This window comes from Billgrantia endophytica, from assembly GCF_002879615.1.
In the GTDB taxonomy this organism is placed as follows: Bacteria; Pseudomonadota; Gammaproteobacteria; order Pseudomonadales; family Halomonadaceae; genus Halomonas; species Halomonas endophytica.
The window spans coordinates 1-14,165 of sequence record NZ_PNRF01000025.1; the positions used below are offsets into that span (position 1 = coordinate 1).

General features: G+C 63.3%; 13 protein-coding genes. 5 read left to right on the forward strand and 8 right to left on the reverse strand.

Annotation, left to right across the window (positions count from 1 at the left end):
- Window positions 1-62: 62 nt before the first annotated feature.
- The 4 genes from mepA to C1H69_RS11985 all read right to left on the reverse strand — a co-directional run bounded on the left by mepA (window position 63) and on the right by C1H69_RS11985 (window position 4,587).
- On the reverse strand, window positions 63-893 hold the full coding sequence (gene mepA, locus C1H69_RS11965; protein WP_102653642.1) for a penicillin-insensitive murein endopeptidase: 831 nt from the start codon (window positions 891-893) through the stop codon (window positions 63-65).
- Window positions 894-927: 34 nt separating this feature from the next.
- Window positions 928-2,115, reverse strand: a complete 1,188-nt coding sequence (locus C1H69_RS11970) for an alpha/beta hydrolase family protein (RefSeq protein ID WP_102653643.1) — start codon at window positions 2,113-2,115, stop codon at window positions 928-930.
- A gap of 494 nt (window positions 2,116-2,609) precedes the next feature.
- Complete coding sequence (locus C1H69_RS11980) at window positions 2,610-4,163, reverse strand: alpha/beta fold hydrolase (protein ID WP_240609922.1); 1,554 nt, start codon at window positions 4,161-4,163, stop codon at window positions 2,610-2,612.
- A 154-nt stretch (window positions 4,164-4,317) separates the two neighbouring features.
- Window positions 4,318-4,587 (reverse strand): hypothetical protein, encoded by a 270-nt coding sequence (locus tag C1H69_RS11985; protein ID WP_102653646.1) that lies wholly within the window; start codon window positions 4,585-4,587, stop codon window positions 4,318-4,320.
- A 324-nt stretch (window positions 4,588-4,911) separates the two neighbouring features.
- Between C1H69_RS11985 and metG the strand changes: the two genes are divergently transcribed.
- The 5 genes from metG (at window position 4,912) to C1H69_RS12010 (ending at window position 10,318) form a co-directional block, all read left to right on the forward strand.
- The gene (gene metG / locus C1H69_RS11990; RefSeq protein WP_102653647.1) at window positions 4,912-6,954 is read left to right on the forward strand and encodes a methionine--tRNA ligase; all 2,043 of its coding nucleotides are present in this window, start codon (window positions 4,912-4,914) and stop codon (window positions 6,952-6,954) included.
- Between the two features lie 9 nt (window positions 6,955-6,963).
- A complete protein-coding gene (locus C1H69_RS11995) occupies window positions 6,964-7,737 on the forward strand; it encodes an RnfABCDGE type electron transport complex subunit B (protein ID WP_205738475.1) in 774 nt (257 codons plus the stop codon).
- Between the two features lie 22 nt (window positions 7,738-7,759).
- Window positions 7,760-8,398: an endonuclease III gene (gene nth / locus C1H69_RS12000; protein ID WP_102653648.1), complete on the forward strand. Its 639-nt coding sequence runs from the start codon at window positions 7,760-7,762 to the stop codon at window positions 8,396-8,398.
- A 74-nt stretch (window positions 8,399-8,472) separates the two neighbouring features.
- A complete protein-coding gene (locus tag C1H69_RS12005; RefSeq protein WP_240609923.1) occupies window positions 8,473-9,555 on the forward strand; it encodes a carboxysome shell carbonic anhydrase in 1,083 nt (360 codons plus the stop codon).
- 16 nt (window positions 9,556-9,571) lie between these two features.
- On the forward strand, window positions 9,572-10,318 hold the full coding sequence (locus C1H69_RS12010; protein WP_102653649.1) for a YdcF family protein: 747 nt from the start codon (window positions 9,572-9,574) through the stop codon (window positions 10,316-10,318).
- Window positions 10,319-10,337: 19 nt separating this feature from the next.
- Here C1H69_RS12010 and C1H69_RS12015 read toward each other — a convergent pair whose 3' ends face one another.
- The 4 genes from C1H69_RS12015 to C1H69_RS23570 all read right to left on the reverse strand — a co-directional run.
- A complete protein-coding gene (locus C1H69_RS12015; protein ID WP_102653650.1) occupies window positions 10,338-11,345 on the reverse strand; it encodes an ArsA family ATPase in 1,008 nt (335 codons plus the stop codon).
- A 162-nt stretch (window positions 11,346-11,507) separates the two neighbouring features.
- Window positions 11,508-11,810, reverse strand: a complete 303-nt coding sequence (locus C1H69_RS12020; protein ID WP_102653651.1) for a cory-CC-star protein — start codon at window positions 11,808-11,810, stop codon at window positions 11,508-11,510.
- A 17-nt stretch (window positions 11,811-11,827) separates the two neighbouring features.
- The gene (locus C1H69_RS12025; RefSeq protein ID WP_102653652.1) at window positions 11,828-13,510 is read right to left on the reverse strand and encodes a carbon starvation CstA family protein; all 1,683 of its coding nucleotides are present in this window, start codon (window positions 13,508-13,510) and stop codon (window positions 11,828-11,830) included.
- A gap of 181 nt (window positions 13,511-13,691) precedes the next feature.
- On the reverse strand, window positions 13,692-14,165 hold a 474-nt coding region (locus C1H69_RS23570), incomplete at its 5' end, for a hypothetical protein (RefSeq protein ID WP_165789467.1).

A 14,165-nucleotide genomic window follows, 5' to 3' on the forward strand; every position in this document is an offset into this window, starting at 1 on the left:
GCAGCGCTCCCACAGGGGTGGAAAAAACAGCTGTTGGAGATAGCTTCAGCTCGCGACCGCCCCTATTCGGTCAGCACCGCCCCACAGGCCGGTGGCAGGGTGCGCCCCGGGCTGGGATAGACCTCCGGCCGCGGGGTCGCCCCGATCGCCTGACAGCCATCGCCGGGCGGTGGCTCCGGCTGGTCGATGCACTCATTGGCGCCCAGTGGGCAACGCAGGCGGACATGCAGGTGTTCGTCATGGGAGTGCCACGGGCGAATCCGCCGCAGCCAGGAGCGATCGTCCCATTCGCGCTCACACAGGTCACGCTTCACCGCGCCGTCGACAAAGATCCGCGCCACCCCGGGGTCCTCGGCCGCAAGACGGATGAGTTCGGCGTGGTCGTCGGTCCAGCGCGCGTCGAGACGGTTGGTCTGCGGGTCGACCAGGATCGGCTGCTCGATATTCTCGCGCTCGCCACGAGCGAGCATGGGAAGATCGAGACGGAACCAGATATCGACATCCAGCCCGCTCTGATGACTGACATGGCCATACGGCATGGGCCCACCTCGCGGCTGGGCCATGTCACCCACCAGTATCGGACCGAAGCCGGCTTCCTCGACACGGTGACCGAGACGCTGGATGTAGTCGATCAGTGTCGGGTGGCCATAATGCCGGTTGCGTTCCAGGTCCACCGCCTGGTAGCCGGCCCCTTCGGCGGGTAGCTGCTCGGCGCCGACCAGGCAGGCGCCACCGTGGTGGCCGATGATGCGTGGTTCACCGGGCAGAGGGCCGGTGACGTCCGCCCAGTCGTCTGCCGTGGCGGTCGCTGCCCAGAAGCCACAGACGACAGCCACGGCAAGCAGCCTGGCCAGCGTTCGGCCAGGGCGGCTCGGAAAGAAAGAACAAGTCATGAGTAACGCGTCCTTGATGGTAAAGCTTCCTCGCTCAGCGTTGTTGACGGCCCAGCCACTCGAGTCCGGGGCGATAGAGCATCTCGTGCTCGCCATCGAAGAGCACCAGTTCGGCGGGGCCAGATTGCAGGTAGAGCAACACCGGGGCCTCGGCCTCGGCGAAATGCGGGAATTCATGGTCGTCATGGGTGGAACGCTCGCGCAGTTCCTCGGGCACCTCTCCATCCTCCATGAGCTGGTCGATCTGCTCCTGGGGAATGCGATCCTCTTCGTCGGCCAGGTCGTTGAAGGCATGCAGCCCCTGGTCCGGCGGCACGGTGTCATCCTCGATACCATGGGCGATCAGCACCCGGAGATCGCCAGCGACATCGGGCAGGTGTGCCCGGGCACTACGCTCGACGCATTCGGCATGCGCCTCGGTCCCTTCCCTCGGTTCACCGCCGCAGGCGCCGGCGATCTCGTCGGCGTAGTCCTCGTCGCGCTCGACGCTCCATTCATACCAGGTGACAAGGTCGTAGACCGGCACCCATGCCGCGACGCCGGCGAAGACATCGGGGTTGCGGCTAGCCAGGTGCAGCGCGTTCATCGCCCCGCCGGAATAGCCGAGCAGGTAGATGCGCGATTCATCGATGTTGGCGTTCTCGAGAGCGTACTCAAGGGCATCCTCCATGTCGGAAATGACGAGCTCGGAGGCCATCGATTCCGGACGGCCATCGTTCTCGCCACGGAAATCCGGGTGAATGAAGACCCAGTCGTTGGCCACGGCGAACTGACCGAGGGGGATGTCGATGTTCTGCAGGTAGTTGGTGCTCCAGCTGTGCAGCACCAGCAGCAGCGGTTTTTCCTCGTCCGAACCGGAGTCGTAGAACAGCGCCGGCTGGTCGGTATCATCGGCCGATGACGGGATCTCGATGTCCTGGATATCCGGACTATATTCCTGCCATGCCGACAGGTCGGCATCGATCAGCGAGCCGGGAAACTCGCTGACGCGGAGATGTTCGCTGGGGTGTTCGAAAGCGGGCGTCTCGGACTCGCTCGCGCCGAGCCTGGTATCCGCATCGGGGTCATCCGCTCGCGCTTCATTGAAACCGGCACTGGCAACGGCCAGGCCAAGCGCCAGCAGCAGGCTCGGGCCACGGTAACCAACGAGGCCCGATGGACCGATATCACGGGGCTCACAACCTGCCCGGGCCAGCTGTGTGGCGTGGTTCTTGTTCTCCATTGTCGCTCTCCTTCCATGGCGGGCACATGCCCACAAGATAGACACAAGGAGCGAGAACGGGAAAGTCGAAGTGAACGCGACGCTGTCGCCGCGACAGAGTGTCGTTCAACATCGCGGTCACTCTGCTGCACGACAGGTGTGCTCTGCCATACTGTAGACAGCTTGAACGAGAGGATCGAGACAAAGGATATTGAAGGTATTACTGGCGATCATAATCACGGTGGTGGGCCACTCCCAGGCCATCGCAAGAGAGACCACCGTGTGCGGCCCGATCCAGGAGCGCTTCATCTTCTGGCAGTGGAGCATGGCGGCACCCTCTCCCGACCCCACCCGCACGGACGGGCTCGACCATGTGGAAGCCACCAGCTTCGTCACCGGCGACGGCAAGCACCTGGCGGGCTACCGCTTGCCGCCCACGACAACCTCACCGATTCAGGCGAGCCACGGGGCTATCAGCGAGCCGGCAGCGGCCCCCGTGGCGGTGGCGACGGGGGCTACTCGGGAGGCTCGATCACCCAGGACTCCAGAGCGACCTCATCCTTGCAGCTGTCATCGACCGTGGCGTGAGGGTCGGCCAGGAAGGCGTCGATCATGGTCGAGCGGCATTCGTTGACAGGGCCGTGACCAAGGGCCTGGAACTCCACGTACTGCAGGTTGGGCATGGTCTTGCTCACATGCTCGCTCCAACGGGTGCCACAGCAGGGGTCCATCTGGCCATGAATGGCCAGCGCCGGGATATCCGAGACCGGGGGATCGTTGTGCTCCACAGGCACGTCGCCATCCTCACCCCACCAGGCGCAGAGCCAGGGCGGCTCGAAGCCCAGGATGCCAGGTTCACGCTGGACGGCAGCGATGGAATCCTCCGGCCCGGGCCGGTTGGTGCCCATGTCGTTGCAGACATGGGCCAGGAAGTAACCCAAGGCATAAGTGGGCGCTTCCGGCTCGGGGTTGTAGTCGTCGACCAGGAAGAAATCGTCGAGGCGCGCGTAGTCGCCGGCCTCGACATCACGGATCAGGCTTGGCAGCTCCGCATAGGCCTCGGGCAGCATCAGATAGAGAGTGTCGAGGAAGGCCGCGCCATCGAAATAGAGCGTGGTCTCGCTGCCGTCCGAGTCCTCCACATGGGCTACATGGGGTCTGCCGTCCAGGGCCCGACGGGTCCGGTCGATGGCCAGGAACCAGTCGGGCAGCATCTCACGGCACGCCTCGTCATCGGCCACGCAGAGCGCCAGGATATCGGTGAAGCCCTGCTTGGCGGTATAGAACTCATCGACGGGTGCACGGTTGCGCAGGTGGGCGAACCAGGGCCAGCCGAGGATCGCTGCGCGAATGCTCTCCGGGTGGTATTGGATGAAGGAGAGCACGGTGCCACTGCCAGTGGAGGAGCCGAAGGCATCGATGGTGTCGTATTCGAGCAATTGGCGTATCTCGTCCACATCCCGCGACACCGTGTACTGGTTGTACTGGGCCACGTCGATCCCTTCATCCTTGAGCTTCTGGTAGCACGCTTCCACCGCTCCGGTGATGCTCTCGAGCCGCTTCATGGGGTCCAGCGAGGAGGCAATGGCCGGGGTGTGGATGATGTTGTGATAGGGCGAAACCGCTGCATAGTCGGGGCACTCCAGTGCCGGCTCGGCATGAATGAAGCCACGATGGTCCATGGTCACCAGCGTGCGGTTGCCGACGTCCTTGCGTAATTGTTCCAGATAGTCGCGGTCATCCAACGAGGAAAACCCCGGTCCACCGGGGAAAAAGAACACCGGCGGATCGTCGACATCGCGCACCTCGTCCGGTGCCATCACCCCTACCGGGAGCTTCACATGATTGCCGTTGGGTTCGTCCCAGTTCTCCTCGCCGTGGAAGGTGTAGCACTCCGCCCCCAGCTCGGAAAGCGTCTCGGTGGCACATGCCGATGGCTCCAACCGCGGCACGTCATCGGAACCCGACTGGCCATGAGCCGACCCCTGGGCGAGAAACAGGCAGGACAAGGAAACGCCAAGCATCGCCCAGACACGAGGGCGGGCATGGGAGCAGGCAGGAGAGAACATGACAGGCACCGGCTGGTTATTGGAATGCGGGTATCGATAGCAAGCTAGTAATGGTGCCAGGGGAAGTCAAACGAAGGGACAACTCCCATGATGGAGGTCGATATCGGGTCGGAGGTGCACCGGCCCATACAGTGCATGGGCCGGCGTCGCCGGCTCAGTCGCAGGGCACGACGGCGCGGCTGGTGTCTTTCGCCCAGAGACTCTGTCCGTCTGGCGTGGTGCCGTGAGCATTCCAGGTTTCCGTCACCTCGACACAGTAGGAGCCGAGATTCTCGACGGTCGTTTCCGGATCGGCGGGACGATCGTCGCCGATGTGCATGATGTCGGGGTCCTCACTGGTGTAACTGGGCACAATGGCATTGGAGCCACAGCCGGCAACCAGTGCAGTCGCCATCAGCAGGGGAAGTGCGTAATGCAGTTTCATCGTATCATCCTCACTAGAATGTTCAGTATTCATTCGTCTGTTGGATGATGCGTAACGGGCAATGCGTGAGTGCTGCCAGGGCTGTCATTCCGTTTGACGTGCCCGCCAGCAGTCCGGCCATTCTAAACGAGTGTTCGTATTGCTTCCACCCACGGCCTTCGAGGCCCGTCCGCCTTTTCCTCGCGGAAACGCTTCACGCCCCCCGCCCGGGTCCAGCCTGCCGTCATGAGGATGACCTGGCCCATGGTGATGTCAGCGGGTGCAGCGGGCGACGAAGATGGCTACAATCGAGGGTCTGATTTTCTTGGGAATTCCAGAGCCGATATGTCGAACACCACAAGCGCCCCGCGCAAGATCCTGGTTACCAGCGCCCTGCCCTATGCCAACGGCTCGATTCACCTTGGCCATCTGCTGGAATACATCCAGACCGATATCTGGGTACGCTTCCAGAAGAGCCGCGGCCATGAGTGTCATTACGTGTGCGCCGATGATGCCCATGGCACCGCCATCATGCTGCGTGCCGAGCAGGAGGGCATCTCCTCCGAGGCGCTGATCGAGCGGGTGTCGCGTGAGCACCAGCAGGACTTTGCGCGTTTCGGGGTAGCGTTCGACAACTATCACTCGACACATTCCGACGAGAACCGCTACCTGAGCGAGCTGATCTATACCCGCTTGCGCGACAAGGGGCACATCGCCACCCGCGACATCGAACAGATGTACGACCCGGTCAAGGGGCTGTTCCTTGCCGACCGCTTCATCAAGGGCACCTGCCCGAAATGCGGCGCCGAGGACCAATACGGCGATAACTGCGAAGTCTGCAGCGCCACCTATACGCCGGCGGACCTGATCGATCCGGTTTCGGCGATCTCGGGAGCGACGCCAGAGGTCAGAAGTTCCACGCACTATTTTTTCAAGCTGCCCGACTTCGCCGACTTCCTGAAATCGTGGATCGGTCGCGATCACGTCCAGCCGCAGATCCGCAACAAGCTGATGGAGTGGTTCGAGGCCGGCCTCAACGAGTGGGACATTTCCCGCGACGCCCCCTACTTCGGCTTCGAGATTCCCGATGCGCCGGGCAAGTACTTCTATGTCTGGCTCGACGCTCCCATCGGCTACCTGGCCAGCTTCAAGAACCTGTGCGAACGCACCGGCATCGACTTCGACGCCTACTGGAGCCTGGACTCCGACGCCGAGGTCTATCACTTCATCGGCAAGGATATCGTCTACTTCCACGCCCTGTTCTGGCCCGCCATGCTGCATGGCGCCGCCTTCCGTACGCCCACGGCAGTGAACTGCCATGGCTTCGTTACCGTCAACGGGGCGAAGATGTCGAAGTCGCGCGGCACCTTCATCAAGGCAGCCACCTATGCCGAGCACCTGAACCCGGAATACCTGCGTTACTACTTTGCCGCCAAGCTGACCTCGCGGGTCGACGACCTTGACCTGAACCTCGATGACTTCGCCGCCCGCGTCAATGCGGATCTGGTGGGCAAGGTCGTCAATATCGCCAGTCGCTGTGCCGGCTTCGTCAAGAAACTGGGCGATGGCCGCCTGTCGAGCCACTGCGCCGAACCGGAGCTGATAGCGCGGTTCATCGCCGCCGGCGACGGGATCGCGGCCGACTTTGACGCCCGCGAGTTCGGGCGTGCCATCCGCCAGGTGATGGAACTGGCCGACGAGGCCAATACCTATATCGCCGAGAAGGAACCCTGGGTGCTGGCCAAGCAGGCTGGGCGTGAACAGGAGGTACTGGACATCTGTTCGGTGGGCATCAATCTGTTCCGCCAGTTGATGGTCTACCTGGCACCCGTGGTGCCCGCCATGGCCGAGGAGGCACGCCGGTTCCTCGCGCTCGACACCCTGGATTGGCACAGCCGCCATGAGGTATTGCTTGGCCATGTCATCGCCAAGTTCAAGCCGTTGATGACACGTGTCGATAGAGACAGGATCGATGCCATGGTCGAGGCCTCGAAGGAGGATATCGTGGAAGAACAGAAACTCAAGGATGCCCCCAAGGGCCCGCTGACCGACGCACCCATCGCCGATGAAATCACCTTCGACGACTTCGCCAAGGTCGATCTTCGCATTGCCCGCATTGCCAAGGCCGACTATGTGGAGGGAGCCGACAAGCTGCTGCAGCTGACCCTGGACCTGGGCGGCGAGACGCGCACCGTATTCGCTGGCATCCGTGCCGCCTACGCGCCGGAGGCGCTGGAAGGCCGCTTGACGGTGATGGTGGCCAACCTGGCGCCACGCAAGATGCGTTTCGGCGTATCGGAAGGCATGGTGCTGGCGGCGGGTAATGCCGAGAATATCTACCTGCTCTCTCCGGACTCCGGTGCCGAGCCGGGCCAACGGTTGACCTGAGACGTTGACGTGAGCGAACGCCTGGCCCTGATCGAGGCCATCGACCACGAGCTGCCACAAACCCAGTGCAGCAAGTGCGGCCATTCTGGCTGTCGCCCCTATGCGGAAGCCATCGTTGCGGGGGAACCGATCAATCGCTGCCCGCCGGGCAGCGATGCCACCGTTGCCCGGCTCGCCGAGCTGACCGGGCAGCCTGCGCTGCCGCTGGAGCAGCCCGCCCAATCGCCTCTGGTGGCATTCGTGCGGGAAGCCGAATGCATCGGCTGCACCAAGTGCATCCAGGCCTGCCCGGTGGATGCCATACTCGGCGCGGCCAAGCGCATGCATACGGTACTGGCAACGGAGTGCACCGGCTGCGAACTCTGCGTGGCACCCTGCCCGGTCGACTGCATCGACCTGCTGCCCCATCCGGCCTGGGAAGCGGCGCGTACCGGCACCGAGCGGCAGGCATATCTGGCCGAACGTGCCAGACGCGGCCGGGAGCGCTTCGAGGCACGCAATCGGCGCCTGGCGCGCCAGGCACGGGAGAAGCGCCTGGAACGCCAGCGGCGCTTGATACGCCAGACTTCACGCGCCAGCCGCGGCGCCTCGGACAACCGGCTCGAACAGCGTCAACGGCAGATGGCGGTCAACGCCGCCGAACAGGCCTTGCGCCGGGCCAGGCAGCAGTTGGCCCATGCCGAGCGCCAGGGCACTGTCGAAGCGATCGCGACGGCGCGGAATCGGGTAGCACAGGCGAGCAGTCTGCTCGACGACGCCCTCGACATCATCCCATCCCGCTGACCTCCAGAGAATCGTCCCCAAGATGAACGCCCAGAAACGCTACGAGATCTTTTCCCGGTTGCGCGAGCACATGCCCGAGCCGACCACGGAGCTTAACTGGACCACGCCCTTCGAGTTGCTCGCGGCGGTACTGCTCTCGGCCCAGGCCACCGATGTCGGCGTCAACAAGGCGACGGCTAGGCTCTACCCGGTGGCCAATACGCCCCAGGCGATCATCGCGCTGGGTATCGACGGTTTGAAGGAGCACATCAGGACCATTGGCCTCTACAACACCAAGGCCGAGAACCTGATGAAGACCTGCCACCTGCTGGTGGAGAAGCACGGCGGCGAGGTGCCACAGACCCGTGAGGCGCTCGAGGCGCTGCCCGGCGTCGGCCGCAAGACCGCCAACGTGATTCTCAATACCGCCTTTGGCCAACCGACCATCGCCGTGGATACGCATATCTTCCGCGTCTCCAACCGCACCCGCATCGCCCCGGGCAAGGACGTGGTCGAAGTCGAGCAGAAGCTGATGCGCCACGTGCCAAGGGAGTTTCGCCAGGATGCCCACCATTGGCTGATCCTTCACGGCCGCTACACCTGCGTGGCGCGCAAGCCACGCTGCGGCAGCTGCGTGATCGAGGATCTGTGCGAATACAAGCAGAAGGTCGACATCGCCTGAGCCGCGACTGCAACCCAGTGTGTTTTGCATATTCGCGCACGCTGTCGGACGATAGCGGCTCAGGCAAGTCGACAATGACAACCAACGGGCCGCACATGCGCATCCACGACCGTCCCATTCAAGAACGAATCGAGGCGCTGATGTCCCTCTCGCGGGAGCACGCCGACACCTTCTGCAGCCCCTCCGCCTGGCTGGCGCGGGAGCGCTATCTGGCCGCCCACCCCACCCGCATCGTGGTCATGAAATGCATGGATGGCCGCATTCATATTCCCCACGCCACCCGTACACCACTCGGCATCATCACGCCCTTTCGCAACCTGGGAGGGATCTTTCATCTGGGCTGGCCCTATCTTGGCGAAATGCTGACCGATACGGTATACGAGGCGACTCACGGCGGTCATGGCGTACTGATGATCATCACCTACCACTTCTCGCGAGGTGAGCGCGCCCGCGGCTGTGCCGGCTTCGATTGCGACAAAGATGCCGCCCTGGCCCATGCCCGTGAGATCCGTGCCCAGGCCGAGCAGCTGTTCGGCCATGACCATCGCCATGTCTATCCCCTGGTCTGTGGTTTCGAAACCGATGGAGACGCCTTGATCGTGCACGGCGACGACGGTTCCAGCCTCGACATGAGCGAACTGACCCTGGACGACGCCGGCGACCTGGAACGGCGGGTCACCACCTTGTGCCCCGACATACCGAGCGATATCCGCCGCGACCTGCTGCCGCTTCTGGAAGGCAACCTGCAGCATGTGGATTCGCTGCGTGGCGTTGCGCGGGAGCTCGACATCGAGCATCGGGAATGGGTGATCTGCATTGGCCGTGGCTTCGATTTCCTGCATCTGCCCAATACCGCCCTGATCGTGGGACCCTACAGCCCCGACCTGTCGGAGCCCATCGAAACCGCTGCCGCCATCATCGATGCCAACATGAAGTCCGCACGCATTCCGGATGACGGCTTCCTGTTGCTGGCTTCGACCCCTTACAAAGAAGTCGGCGTCGATCGCGCCCGCGCCGTGATGAAGTCACACTTCCTTGCGGATTTTGCCACCCGGGTCATTCACCGCGAACACCCCAAGCTGGCCAAGCGCATGCTCCGGCGAACCGCCGTTGTCCATTGGCCCAGCCGCCGGCTGGAACGGATCAGCGACGACTAGCCCGCCGGAGACCGACATGAGCGTACTGAAAGCCCTGCTGCTTCCACCCACCCTCAATGTGCTGCTGATATTGCTCGGGCTGATGCTTGGCCTTCGGCGGTTGGCTGGCGCCCTGCTGATGTTGCTGGGTCTGGCCGGCCTGTTGGCGCTCTCCACCCCCCTGGCCAGCCATGCCCTGCGCCAGGGCCTGGAGCCCTACCCCGTGCCGATCCCCAGCCAGTTGGAGACCGCCCAGGCTATCGTCATACTTGGCGGGGGGCGTGACTACGACGCTCCGGAGTTCGGTTGGGGTGACGCCCCCGCGGACGCCACGTGGCGACGCCTTGCCTACGGTGCCCACCTGCACCGCCAAACGGACCTGCCGATTCTGGTCAGCGGTGGAAGACGTCATGATGAGCACCTGGCCGAAGCCAGCCTGATGGCGGCAGCACTGCGCGATGTGTTTGCGGTACCGGTTCGCTGGCTGGAAGAAGAAAGCCGCAACACGATGGAAAATGCCCGCTTCAGTGCCGGTATGCTGCTCGCAGCCGACATCACCCATGTGGCCCTGGTCTCCCAGGCCTGGCATCTACCCCGGGCGGTGGCCGAGTTCGAAGCCGCCGGGCTCACGGTAGTCCCGGCACCCACGGATTTCGCCAGCCCACCTCCACGGGGATTGCGCGCCTGGATACCCCGGTCGTATCACCTCAACCAGAGCACCCGGGCATTGAACGAATGGCTGGGCCGAGCCGAGATCGCCTTGCGCGACAGGCTGCCGCTCTAGCCGGTGGGGAACCAGCGCGCTAGAAACCCAATATTTCGAGGCGATCGGCCAGTCCCTCCAGGACGTCGAGCCCCTGAACGTCGGAGGGCAACCAGGGAAGACGTGGCCGGGGCAGCCTCGCCAGCCGTTCGTCGATACGCGCCAGGTAGGTAGCTTCCTGCTCCCGGCGAGCACGCAGGAACTCGCCATCGGCATCGTCGGGGATCACCCGATTGACCAGCGTGCCAGCCACCGGGATGTGAGCCGCCTCCAGCGCCTCGACGGCACGAACGGTTTCCAGGATCGGTAGCCGTTCCGGGGTCATCACGAACAGAAAGCTCGTTTCCTTCGGATTCTCGATACGGCGGCGCGCACGATGAAAGAGCCGTCTCCTGTCGATCAGGGTGCGAGCCACGTCCCGGGTCCGATCATCCAGATCACTGAGGGGGTCCTCCTGCGGGTCATCGAAGGGTGTCGCCACATCGCGGCCGCGTTTGGGTGTCAGGTGCGACAGGACCTTGCCCAGCTCTTCCGATTTCCGATTGTGCGACAGGAGCCCATCGGTCCAGGCGGCCATTGCCTCCGGCAGCGTCAATAGCCGCAACGTATGTCCGGTAGGTGCGGTATCGAAGATGATCAGGTCATAGGGCGCCTCGTCATCCGTCACGAGCCGTGACAGGCGCTCCAGCAGTGCGGCCTCCTGGGTGCCCGGCGACTGGCGCGTCAAGCGCATCTGGCGCTCCAGCTCCTGCATCATCTCCGGGGCCGCATAGCGTCGCATCTGTTCGGTGACGCGGGCCAGGTGCGCTTCAACCTCGATGTCCGGGTCGATCTCCATGGCATCCAGGTTGGGCAGCAGCCGGCGTGGCGTATCGCCCAGTTCACGATCGAAGACATCACCCAGGCTATGGGCCGGGTCCGTGGAAACGACCAGTACACGGCGGTCCCGCCGCGCAGCCAGTACCGCCAATGCGGCGGACACCGTGGTCTTGCCCACGCCACCCTTGCCGCCAACCCACAGCAGGCGTTTATCTAGAAGATCCTTCATGCTTTCTCAGCCTTTCGCCGGTGTCGAGGCGAGCCCCGACGACAAAGGTCACTGAGGAGGCGCTGTGAATCCTTCCCTGGACGCTACATTTGCCATCCATGGCAAATGACCTCCTCTATGGCCTGTCCCCGGGCCTCTTGGCATGCTTTTCTCAATATGTGCCTAACAGCACTTGAAATGATCCAGCGGCGACTGCTCCATTCCCATGCGCCGGTGCCAGTCGTGGAAACGCTCGAGCAATAGGGGCTGCAGCTCCAGGGTGTAATAGGCGGCCGGATTGGGCACACCCATCATTTCCGAAAAGACCAGCAGCATGAACAGGTCGTCCTCGTCTCGCCGGGCCCTGGCAATCGCCCCGCGATAGCGGGAGGAGTAGACCTCCTCCGCGAAGAAACGGGCCTGGCTTAGCCAGGCCCGAATCCGTTCGAGACGAGAATCATGACCGGAATCACGATCATCGTGCATACGCCACTCCTGCCATGTCAGCTATCACCCTTCTCGGCAGCCATTTCAGCACGCGACCGCCTGAGCGCGGACGTACACTCCATGGCAACCATGATCGCGGCGACCAGCACCACGATATCGACGAACATCAGGAAGTAGTTGCCCTGCTCGAAGAAGGTGCGCAGCTGGATCAGCAGGGCCGCTATGGTCATTACCAGCAGGAAGCAGAGCGGTGCCAGGGTGTACCACATGGGACGACGCAGGCGCACCAGCATGACCGTGATCACCAGCAGCGTCAGGCCGGCCAGCAGCTGGTTGGTGGTGCCGAACAGCGGCCAGATGATCATGCCACCCGCCCCGTCGGCACCGCCGGCACCGAAGGCCAGCAGCAGACAGCTGCCCACTGCCAGAAAAGTGGCGATGGACGGCTTCTTCATCCAGGGCTGGTTATAGATCTCACCCCATTCCTGGAAAATGTAGCGCTGCAGGCGCAGGCCGGTATCCATGGTGGTGCCGGCGAACAACGCCGCCATGACGGTGAGCAGTGTCGCCGCGGTGGCTTCGGGCAAGCCGATGCCGTTATGAATGACGAAGGCGCCGCCTTCGACGAAGGCATTCACGCCGCCCTGGCCGAAGGCGGTGTACATGGCCTGCCAGTCGGCGAAGGTGGCGAAACCGGCGGTGGCGACCAGGATCGCCGCCAGTGCCAGCATCCCCTCGCCGACGGCACCGAAATAGCCGACGAAACGGGCGTCGGTTTCCTTGTTCAACTGCTTGGAGGTGGTTCCCGAGGAAACCAGGCCATGGAAACCGGAGATGGCGCCGCAGGCGATGGTGACGAACAGCAGCGGCAGCAGTGACGGCGTACCCGCCGGCACATCGTTGTTGTAGGCCGGGGCCACCAGGGTCGGGTTCAACAGCACGATGGCGCCATACAGGATGAGCAGGCCGACGAACAGTTGCAGGCCGTTGATGTAGTCGCGCGGCTGCAGCAGCATCCATACCGGCAGCAGCGAAGCAATGGCCGCGTAGGCGAACAGAATCAGGATCCACACGGCGTTACCGGAGAGCCCCCCCACCTGGGCGGGCATCTCGATCGGTACCGACGGCCCGATACCGATCAGCGTATAGAGCGCGATGACACCGACGATCGATACCATCGCCAGGCTCATCTTCCGGCGGTATATCAGTTGGCCAACCACCAGGGCCACCAGGATGGCACCCCATACCGGTACCACGGCGCTGGGGAAATTCATCATCAAGCCTGCGATCACCACCGCGAACACAGCGTTGACCATCAGCAGTACGAGGAAGATGACGATCATGAAGATGCTTCGGGCACGCGCGCCAACCACGTCGCCGGTCAACGCCCCGACGGACTTGGCCTTGTTGCGTACGCTAGCCCAGATGGCCCCGAAATCATGCACACCGGCAAAGAAGATGGTGCCCAGCACCACCCACAGGAACGCTGGAAGCCAGCCCCAGATGACTGCGATGGCAGGCCCCACGATGGGTGCCGCACCGGCAACGGACGTAAAATGGTGCCCCCACAGAACGAAGCGATTGGTCGGTACGAAATCGACGCCGTCTTCAAATTCGTGCGCCGGCGTCTTGTAGTCGGGATCCAGTCGATAGATCTTCTCGGCGATGAATTTAGAATAGAGAAAATACCCCCCCGCCATCGCGGCAAGACCCAGGGCCAATAAAACGATTGCACTCATTCTGGTCAACTCCTTTGTAAGGAATTCGTTTTTATTCTGGGCTCACATGTTGCGCGAGCTCTGGACCGGTCAGTAGCTGGCATGTTGCCTGGCCAAGAATGGACAGCCCGACAGGCGATGTCCATGCCGTGGCACCATCGTGGCGGGTTATCACGACTAAAGTCGCACGATCAGGCACCGATTATCGGATTCTTCGCCGTTTCATGTGGCTTGATCGACAGGGCGCCTGCGGCGCCAGTCGCGACGCGAAGCGGCGCTCCAACAAGGTGGAAAAAACAGCTGTAGGAGCCAGCTTTAGCTCGCGACCGCGGGGTCGCCCTTCGTTGGCGATAACCGCCAGCACAGCGGCCTTCGTCGAGGCGCCTGGCGGCGCCAGTCGCGACGCGAAGCGGCGCTCCAACAGGGTGGAAAAAGCGGCCTCCGCCGAGGCGCCTGGCGGCGCCAGTCGCGACGCGAAGCGGCGCTCCAACAGGGTGGAAAAAGCGGCCTTTGCCGAGGCGCCTGGCGGCGCCAGTCGCGACGCGAAGCGGCGCTCCAACAAGGTGGAAAAAACGGCCTCCGCCAAGGCGCCTGACGGCGCCAGTCGCGACGCGAGGCGGCGCTCCAACAGGGTGGAAAAAGCGGCCTCCGCCGAGGCGCCTGGCGGCGCCAGTCG